14 protein-coding genes and 2 pseudogenes are annotated in these 19,072 nt (G+C 69.9%); 11 read left to right on the top strand and 5 right to left on the bottom strand.

Annotated features, from left to right (window positions below):
* The first annotated feature begins 58 nt into the window (after positions 1-58).
* From AC0685_RS11205 to AC0685_RS11190, 4 genes and pseudogenes are all read left to right on the top strand, one after another.
* The gene (locus AC0685_RS11205; protein WP_478225388.1) at positions 59-1,552 is read left to right on the top strand and encodes a TIGR02677 family protein; all 1,494 of its coding nucleotides are present in this window, start codon (positions 59-61) and stop codon (positions 1,550-1,552) included.
* On the top strand, positions 1,549-2,769 hold the full coding sequence (locus AC0685_RS11200; RefSeq protein ID WP_478225387.1) for a TIGR02678 family protein: 1,221 nt from the start codon (positions 1,549-1,551) through the stop codon (positions 2,767-2,769). The genes AC0685_RS11205 and AC0685_RS11200 overlap by 4 nt, the downstream gene beginning before the upstream one ends.
* Positions 2,766-6,749 carry a TIGR02680 family protein gene (locus tag AC0685_RS11195; protein WP_478225386.1) on the top strand — a complete coding sequence of 1,328 codons (3,984 nt, stop codon included), beginning with the start codon at positions 2,766-2,768 and terminating at the stop codon, positions 6,747-6,749. Before AC0685_RS11200 ends, AC0685_RS11195 begins: the two co-directional genes overlap by 4 nt.
* Positions 6,750-8,167: 1,418 nt before the next feature.
* Positions 8,168-8,581 (top strand): annotated as a pseudogene (locus AC0685_RS11190) (tetratricopeptide repeat protein); the annotation flags it as partial.
* A 378-nt stretch (positions 8,582-8,959) separates the two neighbouring features.
* Here the strand turns inward: AC0685_RS11190 and AC0685_RS11185 are convergent.
* On the bottom strand, positions 8,960-9,382 hold the full coding sequence (locus AC0685_RS11185) for a hypothetical protein (protein WP_478225385.1): 423 nt from the start codon (positions 9,380-9,382) through the stop codon (positions 8,960-8,962).
* Between the two features lie 127 nt (positions 9,383-9,509).
* Between AC0685_RS11185 and AC0685_RS11180 the strand changes: the two are divergent.
* The 3 genes and pseudogenes from AC0685_RS11180 to AC0685_RS11170 all read left to right on the top strand — a co-directional run bounded on the left by AC0685_RS11180 (position 9,510) and on the right by AC0685_RS11170 (position 13,162).
* Positions 9,510-10,375: pseudogene (locus AC0685_RS11180) on the top strand (DUF4394 domain-containing protein).
* A gap of 341 nt (positions 10,376-10,716) precedes the next feature.
* Positions 10,717-11,949, top strand: a complete 1,233-nt coding sequence (locus tag AC0685_RS11175; RefSeq protein ID WP_478225547.1) for an HNH endonuclease signature motif containing protein — start codon at positions 10,717-10,719, stop codon at positions 11,947-11,949.
* Between the two features lie 505 nt (positions 11,950-12,454).
* Entirely contained in the window at positions 12,455-13,162 is a 708-nt protein-coding gene (locus AC0685_RS11170) for a hypothetical protein (protein WP_478225384.1), read from the top strand.
* A 2-nt stretch (positions 13,163-13,164) separates the two neighbouring features.
* On the opposite strand, the gene AC0685_RS11165 is transcribed toward AC0685_RS11170, so the two are convergent.
* Complete coding sequence (locus AC0685_RS11165) at positions 13,165-13,326, bottom strand: hypothetical protein (RefSeq protein WP_257484144.1); 162 nt, start codon at positions 13,324-13,326, stop codon at positions 13,165-13,167.
* Positions 13,327-13,377: 51 nt separating this feature from the next.
* Positions 13,378-13,866, bottom strand: a complete 489-nt coding sequence (locus tag AC0685_RS11160) for a DoxX family protein (RefSeq protein ID WP_478225383.1) — start codon at positions 13,864-13,866, stop codon at positions 13,378-13,380.
* A gap of 83 nt (positions 13,867-13,949) precedes the next feature.
* Between AC0685_RS11160 and AC0685_RS11155 the strand changes: the two genes are divergently transcribed.
* Positions 13,950-14,486 (top strand): TetR/AcrR family transcriptional regulator, encoded by a 537-nt coding sequence (locus AC0685_RS11155; RefSeq protein WP_478225382.1) that lies wholly within the window; start codon positions 13,950-13,952, stop codon positions 14,484-14,486.
* Here the strand turns inward: AC0685_RS11155 and AC0685_RS11150 are convergent, their stop codons facing one another.
* Positions 14,487-15,254, bottom strand: coding sequence for an SDR family oxidoreductase (locus tag AC0685_RS11150; RefSeq protein ID WP_478225381.1), 768 nt, complete (start codon positions 15,252-15,254; stop codon positions 14,487-14,489).
* A gap of 171 nt (positions 15,255-15,425) precedes the next feature.
* Between AC0685_RS11150 and AC0685_RS11145 the strand changes: the two genes are divergently transcribed.
* The 3 genes from AC0685_RS11145 (at position 15,426) to AC0685_RS11135 (ending at position 18,593) form a co-directional block, all read left to right on the top strand.
* Entirely contained in the window at positions 15,426-16,943 is a 1,518-nt protein-coding gene (locus AC0685_RS11145; RefSeq protein WP_478225380.1) for a trypsin-like serine protease, read from the top strand.
* A gap of 76 nt (positions 16,944-17,019) precedes the next feature.
* Positions 17,020-17,385, top strand: coding sequence for a YciI family protein (locus tag AC0685_RS11140; RefSeq protein ID WP_478225379.1), 366 nt, complete (start codon positions 17,020-17,022; stop codon positions 17,383-17,385).
* On the top strand, positions 17,376-18,593 hold the full coding sequence (locus AC0685_RS11135; protein WP_478225378.1) for an RNA polymerase sigma factor: 1,218 nt from the start codon (positions 17,376-17,378) through the stop codon (positions 18,591-18,593). The genes AC0685_RS11140 and AC0685_RS11135 overlap by 10 nt, the downstream gene beginning before the upstream one ends.
* Here AC0685_RS11135 and soxR read toward each other — a convergent pair.
* The gene (gene soxR, locus AC0685_RS11130) at positions 18,583-19,029 is read right to left on the bottom strand and encodes a redox-sensitive transcriptional activator SoxR (protein ID WP_478225377.1); all 447 of its coding nucleotides are present in this window, start codon (positions 19,027-19,029) and stop codon (positions 18,583-18,585) included. The two genes, AC0685_RS11135 and soxR, sit on opposite strands and share 11 nt — an antisense overlap.
* Positions 19,030-19,072 lie beyond the last annotated feature (43 nt).

The raw sequence follows: 19,072 nt of genomic DNA, 5'->3' as shown, positions 1-19,072 counted from the left end.
GGACTCGCCTGGGTGACCCCCTAACGTGTAGCTCCACGCACCATCCGCCGGAGGACGCATGGATCCGTTCCGTGTACCGCCCGAACTGTTCCGTTTCACCGACGGCAGCAGATCCGGGCTCGCACTGGCGATCCTGCACGCCTTCGGTGAGGCGAACGAGCGGCTCGAGACGGCGCTCGGGATCGACGACGTCCGCACGAGGCTGCGGGAAGTCGGCTGGCTGGAGACGCTGGACGACGAAGACCTCGTCAAGGCGCTGGACCAGCTGAAGGGCCAGGGCCACCTCGACGTCGTCCAGAGCCACGCGGGCGACTACCGGACGGCGTCGGAGTACGAGCGCCGCAACCTCCAGTACTCGCTGACCCGCCAGGGCGAAGCGGCGTACGCGGGGGTGGTCCGCGCGAACGAGGTGCTCAACGCGTCCGGGGCGCTCCAGACGGCGACGCTCGAAGCGCTGGGTGAGCGGCTCGGCGAGCTCGCGAAGCAGCTCGAAGACGGCACGGACCGGCGCGTGTTCAGCACGCTCACCGAAGTCGAGAGCCACCTCGAAGCGTTCCGCGACAACACGAAGCGCTTCAACGGCGACCTCCAGCGCCTCCTGCACGCCGAAGCCGACCTCGCGACGTTCCACGAGGTCAAGGCGGCCACGGTCACGTATCTGCAGGGGTTCCTGAACGACCTGGAACATCACGCGCACACGATCGCCACCCGGATCAAGGAGATCGACGACCACGGCGTCGAGCGGGTGCACCGGCGGGCACTCAACGGAGCGTCGCTGCCGAACCCCGACCCGCGCTGGCTCGACGTACGCAAGGCGCGGTGGGACGGCCTCCGCGCGTGGTTCCTGCCCGAGGACGGGGCGACGCCGCGGGTCGAGGACCTTCATCGCCTCGCGCGGCGCGCGATCATCACACTTCTCCAGGTCCTTGACCGGATCACCGAATCGCGGCGGCGCGCGAGCAGCGCGGTCGCCGATTTCCGCGAGCTGGCGCGGTGGTTCACCGTCGTCCCGGCACAGGAGGACCTGCATCGCCTGTGGTCCACGATGTTCGGGCTGAGTTCCGCTCGGCACGCGCACCTCGCCCACGCGGATCCGGAAGTGGTCAGCACGACGGCGTCGTGGCTCGACGCGCCGCCGGTCGAGGTGTCGGAACTGCTTCGCTCCGCGGGCCGCACCGAGCGGTTCACCAGGACCGGCCGGGTGCGCGACGTCAGCGCGATCAGAGCCGCGAGAGCCGAAAAAGCCCTGCAGGAACGCGCCGAACTCGAAGCGGCGTGGAACATGCTCGACACCGGCGGCGTCGTGCGGCTTTCGGCGTTCGAGAAGCTCGACCACAGCGTCTTCGAGCGGCTGCTCGACCTGCTGGGGCAAGCGCTGGGCAGTGCCGTCGGCGCGGACGGCACCCGGCGGAGCACCACGTCCGACGGACAGATCGAGATCGTCCTGCGGCCGCCACAGACCGGCGCGGTCGCCCGCTTGACCACCACGAGCGGTGTCTTCCGGGGCCCCGACTACGAGATCGAGATCAGTACGGCCGGAGGCGGTGCGTGAGCCTCACCAACCAACTGGTCATCGCGGAACGCGAAGAGGTCGCGCGCGGGATCCGCGCACTGCTGGCCACCCCGCTGATCGGCGAGCGCGGCTCCCCCGAGACCTTCGACCTCATCCGGCGCCGCCGCGAGCCCATCCGGCAGTGGTTCGACTACTACTGCGGCTGGACGCTCACCGTCGAACCGCGGCTCGGCTACGCCCGGCTGGTCAAGGTCCGCGCGGCCACCGATCCCACGCGTCCGGCGCGACGGCTGCGCTCCGGGCGCGCCGCGTTCGACCGCCGCCGCTACGTCCTGTTGTGCGTGGTGGCCGCCGAACTGCTGACCGTGCCGGTGACCACCATCGGCCTGCTCGCCGGCCGCGTCGCGCAGGCGAGCGCCGCCGACGATCTCGTCACCGCCTTCGACGTCGCCACCAGGGCGGAGCGTCTCGCGTTCGTGGACGTCCTCAAGCTCCTGGAGTCCTACGGCGTCCTCGAAGCCGCCGACGGCGACCCGGAGTCCTTTGTGGACGATCCGGCGGCGAAGGTGCTGTTCCGGGTGGACGCGACCCTGTTGCTGCGGATGCTCGCCGCGCCGGTCGGGCCGTCGCAGCTGGCCGTGCCCGCCGACGACGTCGCGCTGCGGTTCGAGGAACTGCTGGAGGCGGTGTCGCACGAGCAGCGCTACGGCCTCTCGTCGGGCCGCCACGAGGACACGCCGAGCGCGTCGGACGTCCAGCGGAACCTGTGGCTCCGGCACACGGTCTTCCGCCGTCTCGTCGACGACCCGGTGCTGTACTTCGCCGAGCTGACCGCGGAAGAGCGCGCGTACCTCGGCACGCCTACCGGGCGCCAGCTGCTGCGGCGAGCCGCGGAGCAGGGCGGTTTCGTCCTCGAAGAACGCGCGGAGGGCGTGCTGCTCGTCGACGTCGACGGGCTGGCCACCGACGAGCGGTTCCCGGACGACGGCAGCAACGCCAAGGTCGCCGCGCTCCTGCTGCTCGACGCGCTGGACGAGCCGCGGACCACCGATTACCTGCGCAATGCCACCGCCAAGCTGCTGAAACGCTTCCCGCGCTGGGCCAAGACGTACCGGGGCAAGGACGGTGTGCGGCGGCTGACCGTCGACGCGCTCGCCGTGCTGACCGGCTTCGGCCTGATCCGCACCGAAGCCGAACTCGTCCGGCCGCTCCCGGCCGCCGCGAGGTACACCGACCGCACCGAGGAGGCGCCGTGACCGTGACGAGGTGGATTCCCTCCCGTGCGGGCATTCTCAACATCTGGCGCTACTACGACGAGATCTTCGAGTTCCACGACGGGCGCCTGCTGTTGCGCGGCCCCAACGGGAGCGGGAAGTCCAAGGCGCTGGAACTGCTGCTGCCGTTCCTGTTCGACGCGAGCCTGCGCGCCAACCGGCTGTCGACCTTCGGCACCAGCGAACGCAGCATGCACTGGAACCTGATGGGCGAAGGCGCTTCGGGCGCCACCCGCGTCGGGTACGTCTGGCTCGAATTCGGCATGGCGGGCGAGAAGTGGTTCACCTGCGGCGCGCGGCTTCAAGCCAGCACGCACACCAGCACGGTGCACGCCGACTTCTTCACCACCGATCTTCGGGTGGGCGACGGCTTGCCGCTGGTCAACGAGGCCGGCCAGCCGCTGACCAAGAACGCGCTGGAGGAAGCCCTCGGCGAACACGGGACCGTGCACGACGGCGCGGCCGAGTACCGCGCGGCGATCCGCGCGAAACTGTTCCCCACCTTGAGCGAACAGCGGTACGACGCGCTGATCACCGCGTTGCTCCAGCTGCGGATGCCCAAGCTCTCGCAGCGGCTCGACCCGAGCCTGCTGTCCAATCTGCTCTCCCGCGCGCTTCCGCCGTTGGGGCAGCAGGAGATCGCCGAGCTCGCCGAGGGTTTCGAACGGCTCGACGCGCAGCGCGAACGGCTGGGCTCACTGGAGACCGAGGTCGACGCGACCCGCGCACTCGCCGCGCGGCAGAGGACCTACGCCCAGCGTGTGCTGCGCGCGGGCGCCGCGAACCTCATCGCCGCGACCACCGAGCTCGACGAGCTCGCCGCGGCCGCCCGCCGTTCGGCCGAGGAGCACGACGAGGTCGCCGCGAAGAAGGAAGCCGCCGAGGAACGGGCGGCGAAGCTCGAAAAGGACGTCGAAGAGACCGAAGCCCGCCTCGCCGGGCTGACCGAATCCGAGTCGTACCGCAAGGGCCAGGAGCTCGACAAGCTGCGGCAACGGACCTTGTCCACGCGCGAAAAAGCGGAGGCACTGCGCGCGGACGCGGACCGGCTCCGTGCCGAGGCGGACGCCGACGAGGAGCGTTCGCGGGCGGCGAAGCAGGTCGCGAAACGGCAGGCCGACCTCGTGCGCTCGCTGGAGACCGAGGTCCGTGCCGCCGCGACCCGCGCGAACCTGGCCGGGGTGCACGACGAACTCGTCGCCGGGCTGAACGAACCGGCCCGGCTCCGTCCGCTGCTGCAGGCCGCCGTCCGCGGCAAGCGCGACCAGGTCGAAACGCTCGGCCGGGCGCTGGACAAGCACGAACTCGCGGTCGGACGGCGGCACCGGGCCGAGGCGGATCTCGACCGCGCGCGGTCGGATTTCTCGGCCGCGCAGGAGCGGCTGGACCTCACGACGGCGACGCGGGAACTCGCGCTGAGCGATCTGCGCACCCGGCTCGCCGAATGGGCGATCGGCTGCCGCGAGCTGCGGTTCCCCGACGTGGAAGCGGTCGTCCGGGAGGCCGAGGCGGAGGTCGCGCTGCTGGGCAGGCTCGGCGTCGTCGCCGAGACCGTGCTCGAAGACATCATCCGGCGGGAGGCGGCGACCGGTGCCGCGCTGGCCACCGCGCGCGCCGAGCACGACGGGCTCCTCGTCGAGGCGGGCGTGCTCGAAACGGAGGACGTCCTCGCGCCCGAGCCGCCGCGCACCCGCACGACGGACCGCGCCGAGATGAGCGGCGCGCCGCTGTGGCGCCTGGTCGATTTCGCGGGCTCGGTCCCGGAAAGCGCCCGGGCCGGGATCGAGGCCGCGCTCGAAGGCGCCGGCCTGCTGGACGCCTGGGTGAACTCCCACGGCGTCGTCGATGGACACGACGTGCTCGCGGAGACCGGGACGCTGCCGGTGGCCACCGGCCGTTCACTCGCCGACGTCCTCGTACCCGAACCCGACGCGGAGCTTTCCCCGGCGAAGATCCGCCGGATCCTGGAAGTGATCGCCTTCGACGACACACTCCCCGCCGGACCCGCCGCGATCGGCGCGGACGGCGGCTGGCGGATGGGGGGCCTGTCGGGCAGCTGGGCGAAGGACGCCCCGGCATATATCGGCGGTTCCGCGCGCCTGCGCGCCAGGGAGCGCCGGATCGCCGGACTGCGGGACAAGATCTCCCTCCGGGAGAAGACCATCGCCGAGCTGGAGGGCGAACTGGCCGCGCTGCGCGGCAGGCGCGAGCTGATCAAGATCGAACGCGCCGCCCGCCCCAGCCACGAAGATCTCCTTGCCGCCACGGGAGAACTGAACGCGGCCGAGGCCGAGCTGACCGCCGCCGACGCCGCCGTCCGGCATCTGGAGACCGCCGTCTCCGCGCTGGAGATCGAGGCCAAGACGGCGCTGCACGAGCTGACCGCCCAGGCCTCGGAGAGCGGGCTCCCGACCGAACGCGCGCTCCTGGCCGCGCTCGCCACGGCCCTGCGCACCTACTCCGACCAGGGCGAGAATTGGTTGTACGAGCACGGGAACCTGCTCACCGCGACCCAGCGGGCCGAGCTGTGCGCCGAACAGGCGGACCGGTCGGAGGCGAACGCGGCCCGGCGTGAGGACGAGGCTTCCGAAGCGGAGGCCGAACGCGTCAAGCTCACGGCGATGCTCGAAGCGATCGAAGGGACCGCGGGCAGCGGGCAGCGCGAGGTGCTCGCCGAAATCGACGCGCTGCGCACCAAACTGCGTGACCTCGCGGGCGAACTCCGCGCCGCGAACGCCGACGCCAAGGAACTCGCGGTGTCGCTGGGCGCGCTCGGCGTCCGCCGCACGACCGACGCTCGGGCCCGCGAGGACGCCGCCAAGAAACAGGACGCGGCCGCGCACCGGTTCCGGAAGCTCGCGACCGGAGTCTTCCCCGCCGACGGCGGGATCGAGGACCTGCCGAAGTTCCAGGCCACCCTGTCCGCCTCCGACGGGGTGCGGTCGGCGCTCGAAACGGCGCGGCTGGTGGCCGCGGCGTGGCCGTCCGTGCCGCACGCGCCGAGCAACCTCGGCGAGGCGCTGCACCGGCTCTCCGAGGCCGTGCACACCTGCCGGAACACCCTCAGCTCGCGGGCGGAACTCGATCTGGAGACCGACGAGGACGTCCAGATCTTCACCGCCGTCGTCGACGGGCTGCGGGTCGGCGCGACCGAACTGCTGAAGATCCTTTACGCGGAAGCGGAACAGAGCAGGCACGAGATCACCGACCGGGAAAGCGACCTGTTCGACAAGACGCTGACCGGCGACACCCGCCGCCATCTCGCGGCCCGTATCCGGCAGGCCAACGACCTCGTCGACGGCATGAACGCGCGGCTGGAACGCGTGCGGACCGCGTCGAGGGTGGCCGTCCGGCTGGTCTGGCAGGTCTCCCCCGATCTGCCGCCCGGCACCAAGACCGCGCGGGATCTGCTGCTGAAGGATCCGGATCAGCTGACCGCCGAGGATCGCGTGTCCCTGCACAAGTTCTTCCGGGAACGCGTCGAGCAGGCGAAGGCGGACGACACGGCGACCAGCTGGGAACAGCAGCTCGCGCAGGTCTTCGACTACACGTCCTGGCACCGGTTCGTGGTCAAGGTGGACCGCGCGAACGGCGCGGGCTGGCAGCTGCTGACCAAGAAGCTGCACGGCGCGCTTTCCGGAGGGGAGAAGGCGATCGCGCTGCACCTGCCGCTGTTCGCCGCCGTCGCCGCGCATTACCAGGCCGCGCCCGAGGCACCGAGGGTGATCCTGCTCGACGAGGTGTTCGTCGGCGTCGACACGACCAACCGGGGGCAGGTGTTCGGCCTGCTGTCCGAACTCGACCTCGACCTGATGCTGACGTCGGACCACGAATGGTGCACCTACGCCGAACTCGGCGGCGTCGGGATCCACCAGCTCATCACCGGCGGCGACGGTGACGACGCGGTCACCACGGCCCGGTTCACCTGGAACGGTCACGACCTCGCCCCGGCGGGCCATTAGCCTGAGCGGCCCCAAAGCCGGGCGCAGCGGGGTTCTTTCCGCCGTTCGAAGACGGGGAACCGCTCCCGGCTCCGCGATCCGCCCTACGCGTTCCCCGGCAGTTGCCCGCCGAGCCGTCCAGGTTCACCGGCCGGGCGACCGAACTGTCCATTTTGGACCAACTGGTGCCCCGCGCCGGGAGCTACGGCGGCGCGGTGGCGCTCGCGGCCGTCACCGGGTCAAGGACCGGTTCCCGGACGGGCTCACCCGGTTCCTGGCCGCGCTGGACGTCCCCGCCGAACGCCTGCCGTCGGACACCGAGACCGCGTCCGCCTTGTACCGGACGCTGATGACCGATCGGAAAGCGCTGGTGGTGCTGGACAACGCCGTGGACGTCGATCAGGCCCGGCCGCCGCTGCCCGCCGGGCCGGGATGTCCGGTGCTGGTCACCGCCAGGGACCGGATGGGCGGGCTGGTCGCGCTCCACAGCGCCCGGCGGCTCACGCTGGGCATGCTCGAACCCGGCGAGGCGCTGGACCTGCTCGCGCGTGTGCTCGGTTCCGAATGGGTCCGGGCCGAGCTCGAAGCGGCCGCCGAGGTGGCCGGGTTGTGCGCGTATCTGCCGCCGGCACTGAGGATCGCCGCGGCCAACCTCGCCGAAGATCCCGGGAACGGCATCGAGGACTACGCCATCGAGCTGCGCAAGGGCAATCCGCTCGCCGCGCTGACCGTGCCGGGCGACGAGCAGATCGCCGTCCGGACCGCTTTCGACCTTTCCTACGCGGCCTTGCCCGCCGAAACGCGCCGGTTGTTCCGGCTGCTGAGCCTGGTGCCGGGCAACGACATCGGCGTCGAAGCCGTCGAGATCCTGACCGGCGAGGAGCGGGCGGGCCCGATGCTGGACACGCTCGCGAGCGCGCATCTCGTCGAACAGCACGCGCCCGGCCGCTACCACTTCCACGACCTGCTCCGCCGTTATGCCGCCGATCGACTGCGGGATTCCCCGGCGGAGACCCGATCCGCCCGGCGCCGCCTGCACGAGCGGTATCTGCGTGGTGCCGGCCAAGCGGCGAAAATCTTTTACCCGCACATGTTCCGTGTCCCGCTGTCCGTGCCGGACGGCCCGGTTCCCGCCGCGGCGAAGGAGAACGCGGCGGAATGGCTGGAGACCGAACTGGGCAACCTCGTCGTCGTCGTCGAGGACGCGGCGCGGACCGGGCCGCGTCCGGGTGGCCTGGCTGCCGGCCGACGCGCTACGCGGCTAATTCTGGATGTCGTCGCGTCAGGTCGAGTGGCGGGCGGCCGCCGGGGCCGCGCTGGCCGCCGCCGAGGAGGGCGGCGATCTCCGAGCCCGCGTGCCCGCCCGGTTCAGCCTGGCGGATCTGGGTTTCCGCCAAGGGCGGTAGCCGGAGGCCGTCCGGGAGCACACCGGCGCGCTCATGCTCGCCCGGCGGGCCGGGTGGGTGGAGGCGCAGGCCGCGGTGCTGGGCAATCTGGGGCTCGTCCACTGGGAGATGGGGGATCTTTCCGGGGCGGCCGGCCACTACGTCCGGGCGCTGCGCCGGTATCGCGGGATCGGCTCCCGCTACGGGGAGGCGATCAACCTGTCCAACCTCGGGCAGGCGCGACACGCTGGCGGCAGGGTCAGCGAGGCGGCCGGCTTGCTCGCCAAGGCCCTCGCGCTGCATCGAGAGGCGGGGAACCGTGCCGGGGAAGCGGAAACGCTCGGAAGGCTCGCCTCGGTGTACTGCGATCTCGGCCGTCTCACCGACGCGCTCGACCACGCGCGCGAAGGGCTGCGACTAGCGCGGGAGACCGGAGAACCGCGGGATGAGGGCGAGGCGCTCGTCGCGCTCGCGGGCGTGCATCAGCGCGTGGGGCACCGGCAGGCGCTGGCCCTGCTGCGGGAGACCGGCGATCGGTACCCCGAGGTCGACGCGCTCATCGGGCTCGCCACCGCGACCGGCGCCTCGGGCAGGCCCGCCGGGCGCTCGCCCTCGCCGAACGGGCGGGGTATGGCGCGTTGCGGAAACGGGCGGCGGCCGCGGTCGAGTCGATCCTTCGCGCCTAGGCGGTGTCCTGTAAGTCTGTTCGATGGGCTTCGTGATCCAGGTGGTTCCTGGCGGTGCAGGCGGATCGGCCTCGTACCGGGTCGTACTCGGCCGCGTCCACCCGTGCCGTCAGGGACCGCCTGGGCGCGAAGACCGCGAACAAGACTTGCAGGACAGCGCCTAGGCCGCGATGTCGCTGCTGGTGTCGTACCCGCCGGCCGGATGGAACGTGACGACGACCCACGGGTTGACGCCGTGTTCCTCGCCCGCGCTGACCTGGCACGAGAACTCACTCATGTCGAACGCGCTCCACGCCTTGTCCGGCAGTTCTTTGATCGACTCCTCGATCCGGCCGCCCCAGCGACAGGCCGGACTGTGGACTCGCGCCGTCACCGACGGCTCGGCCCAGATGATCGTCCCGCCGTCCGAACACCACGAGAGGTCGAACGTGTAGGTCCACCTCCCCGCCTCTTCGAGCACCACCGGCTTGATGACCTTGACGCCGGAAGCGCATTCCCGGGCCGCTTCCGCCTCGGCCGGCGCGACGATCGTGAGGCCTGCGCAGAGGATCATCGAGCAGGCAAGGACTTTCTTGACCGTCATCGTCCCACTGTTCCGCCGGTTCACCACGCCCGCAAGCCGCCGGACGCCGGATCCAACCGACGTCCAATGCCCGTCCAGTGCCGCCGAATAGCTTGTGCTCGAACAGTTTCCGCTGAGGGGAGTACGGATGAGGGCACGACTCAAGAAGGTCTTGACCGCGGCGGCCACCACGGTGACCCTCGCGGCGGCGCTCGTCGTCGGGACCGCGACCGGCAGCTCGGCGCAAGCGGCCGGGCCGCGGGCGTTCGCGATCTCGTCGGACGGCAAACTGATGGCCACCTTCTACACCCACACACCCCAGGTCCTCGACTGGGTCCGGCTCGTACAGGGGCTCACCTGCGGGGAGACGCGCCTGATCGGGCTCGATTTCCGCGTCCAGAACGGCTTGCTGTACGGCGTGGGCGACAAGGGCTGTATCTACACGATGAAATTCCCGCCCGCGGCACCCGACGTCATCGTCACGAAGGTCTCGCAGCTGAGCGTTCCGTTGTACGGCAAGGAGTTCGGCATTGACTTCGATCCGGCCGCCGACCGGCTCCGGGTGATCAGCGACTACGGCCAGAACCTGCGGCACAATCTCGGCGACCACGTCACGATCGAAGACAGCATCCTGACCACGCCGCCGCGGGAGGGCCGACCAGAGGCGTCACGGCCGCCGCCTACACGAACAACGACCTCAACCCCGACACCGCGACCACGCTGTTCGACATCGGCACGGCTACCGACCAGGTACTCGTCCAGGCGCCCGCCAACGCCGGGTTCCTCAGCCCGACCGGCGCGCTCGGCGTCGACACCGGCCCGATCGCGGGCTTCGACATCTTCAGCGACCTCACCAACGGCAAGACGACCTCGGTGAGCGCGTTCGCCGTCCTCAACCCGGCCGCCGGGCCGTCGACGTTCCACACGGTCGATCTGCTGACCGGCGCGGCGACCAAGGTCGGCGACTTCCCGTTGCCGGGCGGGGATATCGCTGTCGCGCTCGATACCAACTGAGCGGGGAACGCCGCTGTCCGGTGTCCGGTCTTCGGCCGGGCACCGGACAGCGGTGTGTTCGTGCTTTGCCGGAAAACGGCGATGGGGCTGGGTTTCGGTTGCCGGAAATCGGCAACGCCGTAGGACCTTTCGGATGTCGAGGTGCTTGTCGGCTGACGTAACTCATCTATTGGCTCTCACTTGCCCACCCGAGGCTTGGTTGCCGGAAAACGGCAACGGTGTGCGGCGGCTGTGAGAGCGGTCTTGGTTGCCGAAAATCGGTAATGCCATCCGTGTCCGCGGGGTCGGGATTTGTCGGTGGTGGGTCGTATGTTCGTGGGGTGGACACTCACTCCGCGCCCGTGGCGCTTCTGGAAAACATCACTGACCCCGAGGTGCTGGCATCGGTCAACGCTGCTGTCGATTCCTTGGATGACAAGGATGCCGTTGCTGTCGCGCAAGCGGCATCGGCCGGGATCGCGCGGCTGGAAGCGATCCGGTTCCGGGCTGTGGCGCAGCTGAACCGGCACCGCGCCGGTGCTCGTAGTGTCACGCAGGAGGTGGCGTTCGCGTTGTCTGTTGTGGACAATCATGCGGGTGCGATGGTCGCCGCGGCCGACGCGTTGACCACTCGCCTGCCCCGCACTCTGGGCTTGATGGACCAAGGGAAACTCGGCGGGTTCGGGGCGATGAAAGTCGCCGCGGCCACCTCGTGGCTCTCAGACGAGGACGCGCGTGCCGTCGACGCGCTACTGGAGGACCGGATCGCGGACAAGAACCCTGATCAGGTCCGCAAAGCCGCCAATCATGCGGCGAACACGATCGACCCCGAGGGCGCGGACAAGCGGGCCGAGGGGCATCGTGAGGGCCGTCGTCTCACGTTGCGTCACGGCGAGACCGGTGTCGCGTCGATCGAGGTCGAAGACGCCCCAGTCGAGAAGGCGGCCGCCGCTTATCAGCGGATCGATCGTGAAGCGCGAGTCCTGAAAACCGGTGGTGAGACCCGCACTCTGGATCAGCTGCGTGCCGACGTCGCTCTCGATCTCCTCCTGGGCGGCCGGGGTGGTGCGGGTGAGCGCAGTGAGGTGTTTCTGTATATGGATCTGTTCACCTATCTCGGCCTGAACGACGACCCGGCGGAGATGGCCGGGCACGGGTCCCTTCCCGCCGGGTTGGCCCGCCAGATCGCCACCGGCCCGAACACTGTGCTACGGCGGATCATCACCGACCCGCTCTCCGGGCAGGTCCTCGACCTCGGCCGCGGCCGCTATCGGCCGTCAGCGGGTGTGGACGAGTTCGTGCGGGTGCGGGACCGGGAATGCCGAAGACCCGGCTGCCACCGCCCCGCCCAGGCCTGCGACATCGACCACTCGCTGCCGTGGCAGCACGGCGGCCACACCAACGCCGACGAGCTGGTCGACCTCTGCCGCCGCGACCACCGCCTCAAGGACGAACCCGGCTGGACCTACCAGCTCGCCCCCGACGGCACCCTCACCATCACCACCCCCACCGGACAGACCCACGACAGCTCGCCACCGCCACTCCACCAACCCCGACCACCAGCCCCGACTGCTGACGAACCACCACCGTTCTAAGCCATCGCCGGAAAACGGCGACAACCCTGCCCGGGGGCGAGTTCTGCAACCGCGAGGTCGGTCGCCGCACACCCGCCATCAGTCGCGTTGCCGGAAAAAGGCAACGGCCTGCCCGCGCGATGACGAGTTCTCCAGGCACCGAGTTGTCGCCTTAAACCCGCCAACACTCGTCACATAGCCAAAACACGGCGACGGCTCGTTCACGCCCCCGAGGGTTCTCCAGGTACGCACTCACCAGCCGCAACCGCGTTGCCGAAAAACGGAGACGGCCCTCCAAGCCCCTGACTCGAGTCACAGCCGAGCCGCCACAGCCTTGCCGACAAACGGCACGCCCCCCATGCGACAGCGAGTTCTCCAGCTGCCACGCACCCAGCCCATAGCCGAAAACCGACCACGCCCTCCCCTTGCAAGAGGCCCAAGAGACCAACTCCACCCACGGTCTGAGCCCGAAGACCGGACCGTGATCCGATCCGCGCCACCACCACACACGGAAGGCTCACCGGGTATGGAAACCGACTACGTCTTCCCCGGCCGCCGCGTCGCCGCGGTCTCGATGGTCCTCGGACCGGTCCTGCTGCTCACCGGGACGCTGCTGCGGTCGCGCTTCGACTTCTTCTTCCCGAGCCAGCTCAAGGCGATGAGCGACCATCCCGCGCTGATGACCGCCGCGTACACGTGTTTCCTGGCAGGCAATGTCGTGCTGTGGCCCGCGATCGTCGCGCTCGCCACGAAGATCGGCCGCACCAGGCCGGCGTTGGCCGCCTGGGGTGGCCTGTTCGTCCTTTGTGGACTCTTCGAGCGGACCTTTCACGCCGGGATCGACCAGGCGGCGCTGGGACTCACCGAACGCCGTGGCTCCGGGTTCGCCGAGAGCGTGGTCAGCGAGTCGTATCAGGACCTGCATCTGTTCAGTTTTCTGTCGTTCACGATCATGTTCGGCTGGTACGTGCTCGCCTTCGCCGCTTATCGGGCGAAAGTGCTCGGCGTCGTCGGGTCGATCGGACTGGCGACGATGGGGCTTCTGCCACTCGGCGTTCTGAAAGGGACCGAATTCGTTTCGATCATCGGCACCGCCGGGCTTTGTGTCGCGTTGGTTCCGGCCGGTATCCGGGCATTACTGGAAAGTCCCAAACCGAGCCGCCGCACGATGGTGCTCACGGCGATCGCCGTTCCGGTTCTGGGCGCGCTCGCCTTCGCGAGCGCACTGGGCTGAACTCAGGCCAGCCGCGCGGACGTTTTCCCTTTTCTGTCACCGGATTCGTGTTCGCGCCCCGCCGGTAGACAGCTCATCAGCAGTACGACACCGACCGCCCCGAGAAGCATGTGCCCGGCGAGGATGCACAGCCCACAGAATCCGATCCACAATGAGATCTTCATTCTCAGAGGGTAGTGCCGTTCCCGGGAGCGGGGCCCGAACTTGGGAAAGACTTAAGGTCTCCTTTGGGCAAAGGGTCCGTCCGGAGTACGCGCGTAATACACCACCAGTGACACCGTCGCGGCGAGGAACACCACCTGCATCAGGCTCCGCGGCACCAGCTCGTCCATCGTCGAAGTCACCGGCCCGTGCAGTGCCTTGTACACATTCGCCGGGAACATCCCCAGCAGCAGGAGAGTCAGCCCGGCGGACGCCCACGGCGCCGTGCGCGACCACAGCACCCCCGCGGCGCCCGCGAGTTCGAGGACGCCGGTGACGGTCACCAGCAGTCCCGGCGCGGGCAGGGCGGGCGGCACCATCGCGACGAGTTCCTCGCGCATGCCGATGAAGTGCGCGAGACCGGTAGTGACGAACAGCGCCGCGACACCGCCGCGCACCGCGACGGGCCAGGGTTTGAACCGCTGGACGCCGAAGGCGCCCAGCAGGGCCAACGTCGCCGTGACGGCGATCAGCATCAGTACGGGTGCGAGACCGGGATCCATGACCATGCCTTCCGAGCAGTGAATCTTTCCACTGACAAGATGCGCGATTGCGGGCCATCTTGTCAATGACTAGATTCGTGGTCATGAGTCCGTACCACCACGGCGACCTCCGCCGGGCCGTGCTCGACGCCGCCGTCGCGGCCATCACCGAACACGGCCCCGCGGGGATCAGCCTCCGCGACCTCGCCCGGCGCGCGGGCGTCTCGCACGCCGGGCCGGTCCACCATTTCGGTGACAAGGCCGGGGTGCTGACCGCGCTGGCCGCCGAGGGATTCGACCTGCTCGCGGACGCGCTGGCGGCCGAGAGCGATCGGGATTTCGTCGAGGTCGGGGTGGCTTACGTGCGCTTCGCGATCGAGCATCGCGCGCATTTCGAGGTGATGTTCCGCCCCGAACTCCACCGCGAGGACGACGCGGCGCTGGCCGCCGCCCGTGACCGCGCCGGAGCCCTGCTGACCAGCGGCGCGGCGTCGGTCAGCGACGACGCGATGGCTGGGGTCGCCGCGTGGTCGCTGATGCACGGCTTCGCGAACCTCTGGCTCACCGGCGCGCTTCGTGCCGAGCACCTCGAGGATCCGGACACCGCCGCCCGCGCGATCGCCCGGATCCTGTTCCCGTGATCAGACCTGCGCGGTGGGCATCACGGTGACCTGCTGAAGGTTCACCCGAGCCGGGAGCGAGGTCAGGAACGCCACGGTCTCGGCGATGTCCTCGGGCTTCAGCCAGGTCAGCGACTCGCGTGCGCCGTCCAGCCACCGCAGAGCGCCGGCGTCGGTGACATGGCCCTGCAGTTCGGTCTCGACCAGCCCCGGCTCGATCGCCGCGACCCGCACACCCTTCGGCCCGAGGTCGGCGCGAAGGTTCTTCGACAAGTGCGTCACGTACGCCTTCGAGGCGACGTACACGGCGAAGGACGGGAAGACGGCCTGCGCGCCGATGGACGAGGTGTTCACCAGGTCCGCGACGCCCTTCTCGGCCGCCGAAGCGACGAGATGCGGGACGAACGCGCCGATCGCGTTCATCAGGCCCGTCATGTTGACGTCGATCATGCGCTGCCAGTCGCCGGTGGCGAGTTCGTCGATCGGCGCGGCCAGCATCACGCCGGCGTTGTTGAACAGGAGGTCCGCGCGGCCCAGCTTCGCCTCGATATCGGCCGCCGCGGCCCGCATCGCCGCGGCGTCGGCGACATTGACGGCAAGCACGAGCGCGGTACCGCCGTCGGCCTCGATCTTCTCGGCCAGTGTCTCCAGCCGGTCCGCCCGGCGGGCGATCAGCGCGACCGCCGCGCCGGAGGCGGCCAGCCGCCGGGCGGCCGCCGCGCCGATTCCGCTGGACGCTCCGGTGACGACGGCGACCCTGTTCGCGTGCGGTGCCGGGGAGTTCGTCATCTGTGTTTCTCCTAAGTGGACTCGTTCTCGGTGATGAGTCCAGGAAACCGGGCCCCGCCAGGAGATGGCACGGTCTGTTCAGCCTGGGTCCGGCAGTACCAGTCAGGGCGTGCACGGAACTGTTACGCGCTCATCGAGTTCCGCGGACACGGACCGGCCAGCGTGATCCGTATGCGAATCCGATCCCTCGCGCTCGCGCTGGCCATGATGACGGCCACCGCGGCCCCCGCGTCGGCCGTCATCGGCGGCACCGAGTCCACCACGCCCTACGACTTCATGGTCTCCCTGCGGTACGACGCACCCCGTCCGGACGGACACCGGTGCGGGGCGGTGCTCATCGCGCCCCAGTGGGCGGTCACCGCGGGCCACTGCGCCAACACCCCGACCGGCGCGACCGTCGGGGTCCCTCGTGGCTGGAAGGTCCGCGTCGGCTCGCTCGACACCACCAGCGGCGGTGAGGTCACCGACGTCGACAAGTTCTATCGGCGCCACAACACCTACGACCCGGCCGGCGAGGACATCGCGGTCCTGCACCTGCGAAACGCCGTGCGAGCCACACCCGTCCGGCTCGCCGGGGCCACACCCGCCGTCGGTACCCCGGTCCGCATCCTCGGCTGGGGCGCGGCCGCGACCGGCTGCGACGACTTCAAGGACCCGAAGTGCTTTCCCAGCAAGCTGCGCGAAGCGGACACCGAGGTCGTGCCGCTCGATCGGTGCTGGGACGACGACGGGCACACCTTGCCGTTGTGCGTCGGCCGCGCCGATCCTCCGGTCGGGCCGGGAACGACGGACTCCGGCGGGCCCGCCCTGATTCGTTCGGGTGACGGCTGGGCCTTGGCCGGGACGGTGATCGGCGCCGGGATCAGGGGTGCCGATTTTCCCGGCATGTACACCGACGTCTCGAAGAATGCCGCGTGGATCAACGGCATCGTGACCGGGACCGCCGTTCCCCCGGACTCCCCGGTCCCGAACGTGGAGGGCACGGCCGAGGTGGGTAACTGCAAGGGAGCGGTGGTGCGCGCCGCCACCGCGCGTCCCGAAGACCCGGCGCTGGCGCTGACCAACGGCCATTGCGTGCCGAGCGGGCGGCCCGCCCCGGGAAAAGCCCTGGTCGACCGGCCCGCCGACCTGCCCCGTCCGGTCACGATCGCCGACCGGGAGGGCTATCCGAAGACCAGCGCCCGCGCCACCCGGCTGGTCTACGCGACGATGACCGGCACCGACATCGCGCTGTACCGGCTGGACAAGACCTACGCCCAGCTGGCCAGGGAGGGCGCGAAGGTCTTCCGGCTGACAACCAAGCCGATGCGCGCCGGTGACCGGCTCCTCATGGCCTACTCGAGCAGCCGTCCGAACTGCACGGTGGAGGCCGTCGTGCCGCACCTGCGCGAAGCCGGCTACCAGCAGGACGACGCGGTCCGCTACGCGCCGAGCGACACCTGTGTGAGCATGCCCGGCCACTCCGGCTCCGTGCTGCTGTCCCGCGACGGGAACACGGTCATGGGCATCAACAACACCCACAACCGTGACGGCGAGCGCTGCACCGAAAGCAACCCCTGCGAGGTCGGCCGGGACGGGACCGTGAAGGCACTGAAGGGCCGCAGTTACGGCCAGCAAGTCCATCGGATCGCGGCCTGTCTGACCAAGGGATCCCGGATCGACCTGCGACGATGTGCCCGCGAAAAATAATTCCCACCGGCTGTCGAATCGACGGGACGCTCTTCGTGTAGGTGATGACAAGCCGCTCCGACTTCAGGAGGACGCCATGACCCAGTACCTGATCAGCCTGTACCAGCCCGACGGTCCCGTCCCGCCGCCGGAGTTCCTGGAGCCGATCGCGCGCAAGATCCAGGCGCTCGACGACGAGATGAAGGCCGCGGGTGTCTGGGTCTTCGCCGGCGGCCTGCACCCGCCGACCACGGCGACCGTACTGCGCGCCAAGGAGAACGGCGAGATCACGATGACCGACGGCCCGTACGTCGAGGGCAAGGAACACCTCGGTGGGTTCACCATCATCGAGGCGCCGGATCTGGACGCCGCGCTCGAATGGGGCCGCCGGGTCACCGAGATCACCTACCTCCCGGTCGAGGTCCGGCCGTTCCAGGGCGACGAAGGTCCTTCGTGCGTGTGACCACCGAGGACATCGGACGCGTCTTCACCGAGGAGTACGGCCGTGCCGTGGCCGTACTGGTCCGGGTCTTCGGCAGTATCGACATCGCCGAGGAAGCCGTCCAAGACGCCTTCGCCGAAGCGGTGGACCGCTGGCCGTCCAGCGGTCCACCGCCGAGCCCCGCGGGCTGGATCATCACGACCGCCCGCAACAAGGCCATCGACCGGTTGCGCCGGGAAGCCGCGCGCGACGACAAACACGCCCAGGCCGCGCTGATCAGCGCGGGCGACGAGCCGGTGGAGGAGGGTCCCGTGCGTGACGACCGTTTGCGGCTGATCTTCACCTGCTGCCACCCCGCGCTGGCCATCACCGCGCAGGTCGCGCTGACGCTGAAACTGCTGGGCGGGCTGACCACCGGCGAAATCGCGCACGCGTTCTTCGTCCCCGAAACGACGATGGCGCAACGGCTGGTCCGGGCGAAGGGCAAGATCCGCGCCGCGAAGATCCCGTACCGCGTCCCGGACGACGCCGATCTGCCGGACCGGCTGCGTTCGGTGCTCGCCGTGATCTACCTCGTGTTCAACGAGGGGTACACGGCCACTTCGGGCGAACGGCTGGTCCGGGAGGACCTGTGCGCGGAGGCGATCCGGCTCGGCAGGCTGCTGACCGCTCTCATGCCCGACGAACCGGAGGCCACCGGGCTGCTGGCGCTGATGCTGCTCACCGAGTCGCGCCGCGCGGCCCGCACCGGAGCGGACGGCGAAGTCGTGCTGCTGGCGGAGCAGGACCGGTCACGGTGGAACCGCGAGCTGATCACCGAAGGGCAGGCGCTGGTCCGTGCCTGCCTGCGGCGGAACCAGCCGGGTCCGTACCAGATCCAGGCGGCGATCAACGCCGTCCACAGCGACGCCGCCGACGCGGCGAGCACGGACTGGTCGCAGATCGTCCAGCTGTACGACCTGCTGCTGGCGGCGAATCCGACGCCGATCGTCGCGCTCAACCGGGCCGTCGCGGTCGCCGAAGTGGAGGGTCCCGATGCGGCCCTCGCCGTGATCGACGGCCTCGGACTGGGCGAATACCACCTGTACCACGCCATCCGCGCGGATCTGCTGCACCGCCTCGGCCGGCCGGAGGAGTCGGCGCGGGCCTACGAAGCCGCGATCGCGCGAGCGGAGAACAGCGCCGAACGGCGGCTGCTGGAACGAAAACTGGCCACGGTCAGTCCGTGATCAGCCGCGCCGGGCCGGGTCCCTTGGCGGCGAGGACGTCACCGGGGTTCACCAGCACGCACTGGTCGAAGGACAGGCAGCCGCAGCCGATGCATTCGGTGAACCGGTCCCGCATGCACTCCAGCTGCTCGATGCGCTTGTTCAGTTCGGCGCTCCAGCACTGGGAAGCCCGCTGCCAGAACGCCTGGTCCGGCGCGGTGCCCTCCGGCAGGAAATCGAGCACTCCGCCGATCACCTCCAGCGGGATGCCGAGGTGGTGCGACGCGCGGATGAACGCGACCACGCGGAGCGCGCTGCGGGGGTAGCGGCGCTGGTTCCCGCTGGTCCGCCTGCTGCTGATGAGGCCCTGACGTTCGTAGAACCGCAGGGCGGAGGTGGCGACGCCGCTGCGCCGGGACAGCTCCCCGATGGTGAGTTCGGACGGCAGTTCGGACATGGCGACGATCCTACCTTGACTTAAACCCTTGTTTAAGTTTCAT

The organism is Amycolatopsis sp. NPDC043889 (genome assembly GCF_056435645.1).
The sequence above is the reverse complement of the archived record's forward strand: the minus strand, read 5'-3'. Positions and strand labels throughout refer to the sequence as shown.

Excerpts from the sequence above, each read along its gene's own strand:
- AC0685_RS11165 (WP_257484144.1), bottom strand. The coding sequence starts at position 13,326 with ATGAAGATCTCATTGTGGATCGGATTCTGTGGGCTGTGCATCCTCGCC.
- AC0685_RS11205 (WP_478225388.1), top strand. The coding sequence starts at position 59 with ATGGATCCGTTCCGTGTACCGCCCGAACTGTTCCGTTTCACCGACGGC.
- AC0685_RS11185 (WP_478225385.1), bottom strand. The coding sequence starts at position 9,382 with ATGACGGTCAAGAAAGTCCTTGCCTGCTCGATGATCCTCTGCGCAGGC.
- soxR (WP_478225377.1), bottom strand. The coding sequence starts at position 19,029 with ATGTCCGAACTGCCGTCCGAACTCACCATCGGGGAGCTGTCCCGGCGC.
- AC0685_RS11160 (WP_478225383.1), bottom strand. The coding sequence starts at position 13,866 with ATGGATCCCGGTCTCGCACCCGTACTGATGCTGATCGCCGTCACGGCG.
- AC0685_RS11145 (WP_478225380.1), top strand. The coding sequence starts at position 15,426 with ATGCGAATCCGATCCCTCGCGCTCGCGCTGGCCATGATGACGGCCACC.
- AC0685_RS11140 (WP_478225379.1), top strand. The coding sequence starts at position 17,020 with ATGACCCAGTACCTGATCAGCCTGTACCAGCCCGACGGTCCCGTCCCG.
- AC0685_RS11150 (WP_478225381.1), bottom strand. The coding sequence starts at position 15,254 with ATGACGAACTCCCCGGCACCGCACGCGAACAGGGTCGCCGTCGTCACC.
- AC0685_RS11170 (WP_478225384.1), top strand. The coding sequence starts at position 12,455 with ATGGAAACCGACTACGTCTTCCCCGGCCGCCGCGTCGCCGCGGTCTCG.
- AC0685_RS11155 (WP_478225382.1), top strand. The coding sequence starts at position 13,950 with ATGAGTCCGTACCACCACGGCGACCTCCGCCGGGCCGTGCTCGACGCC.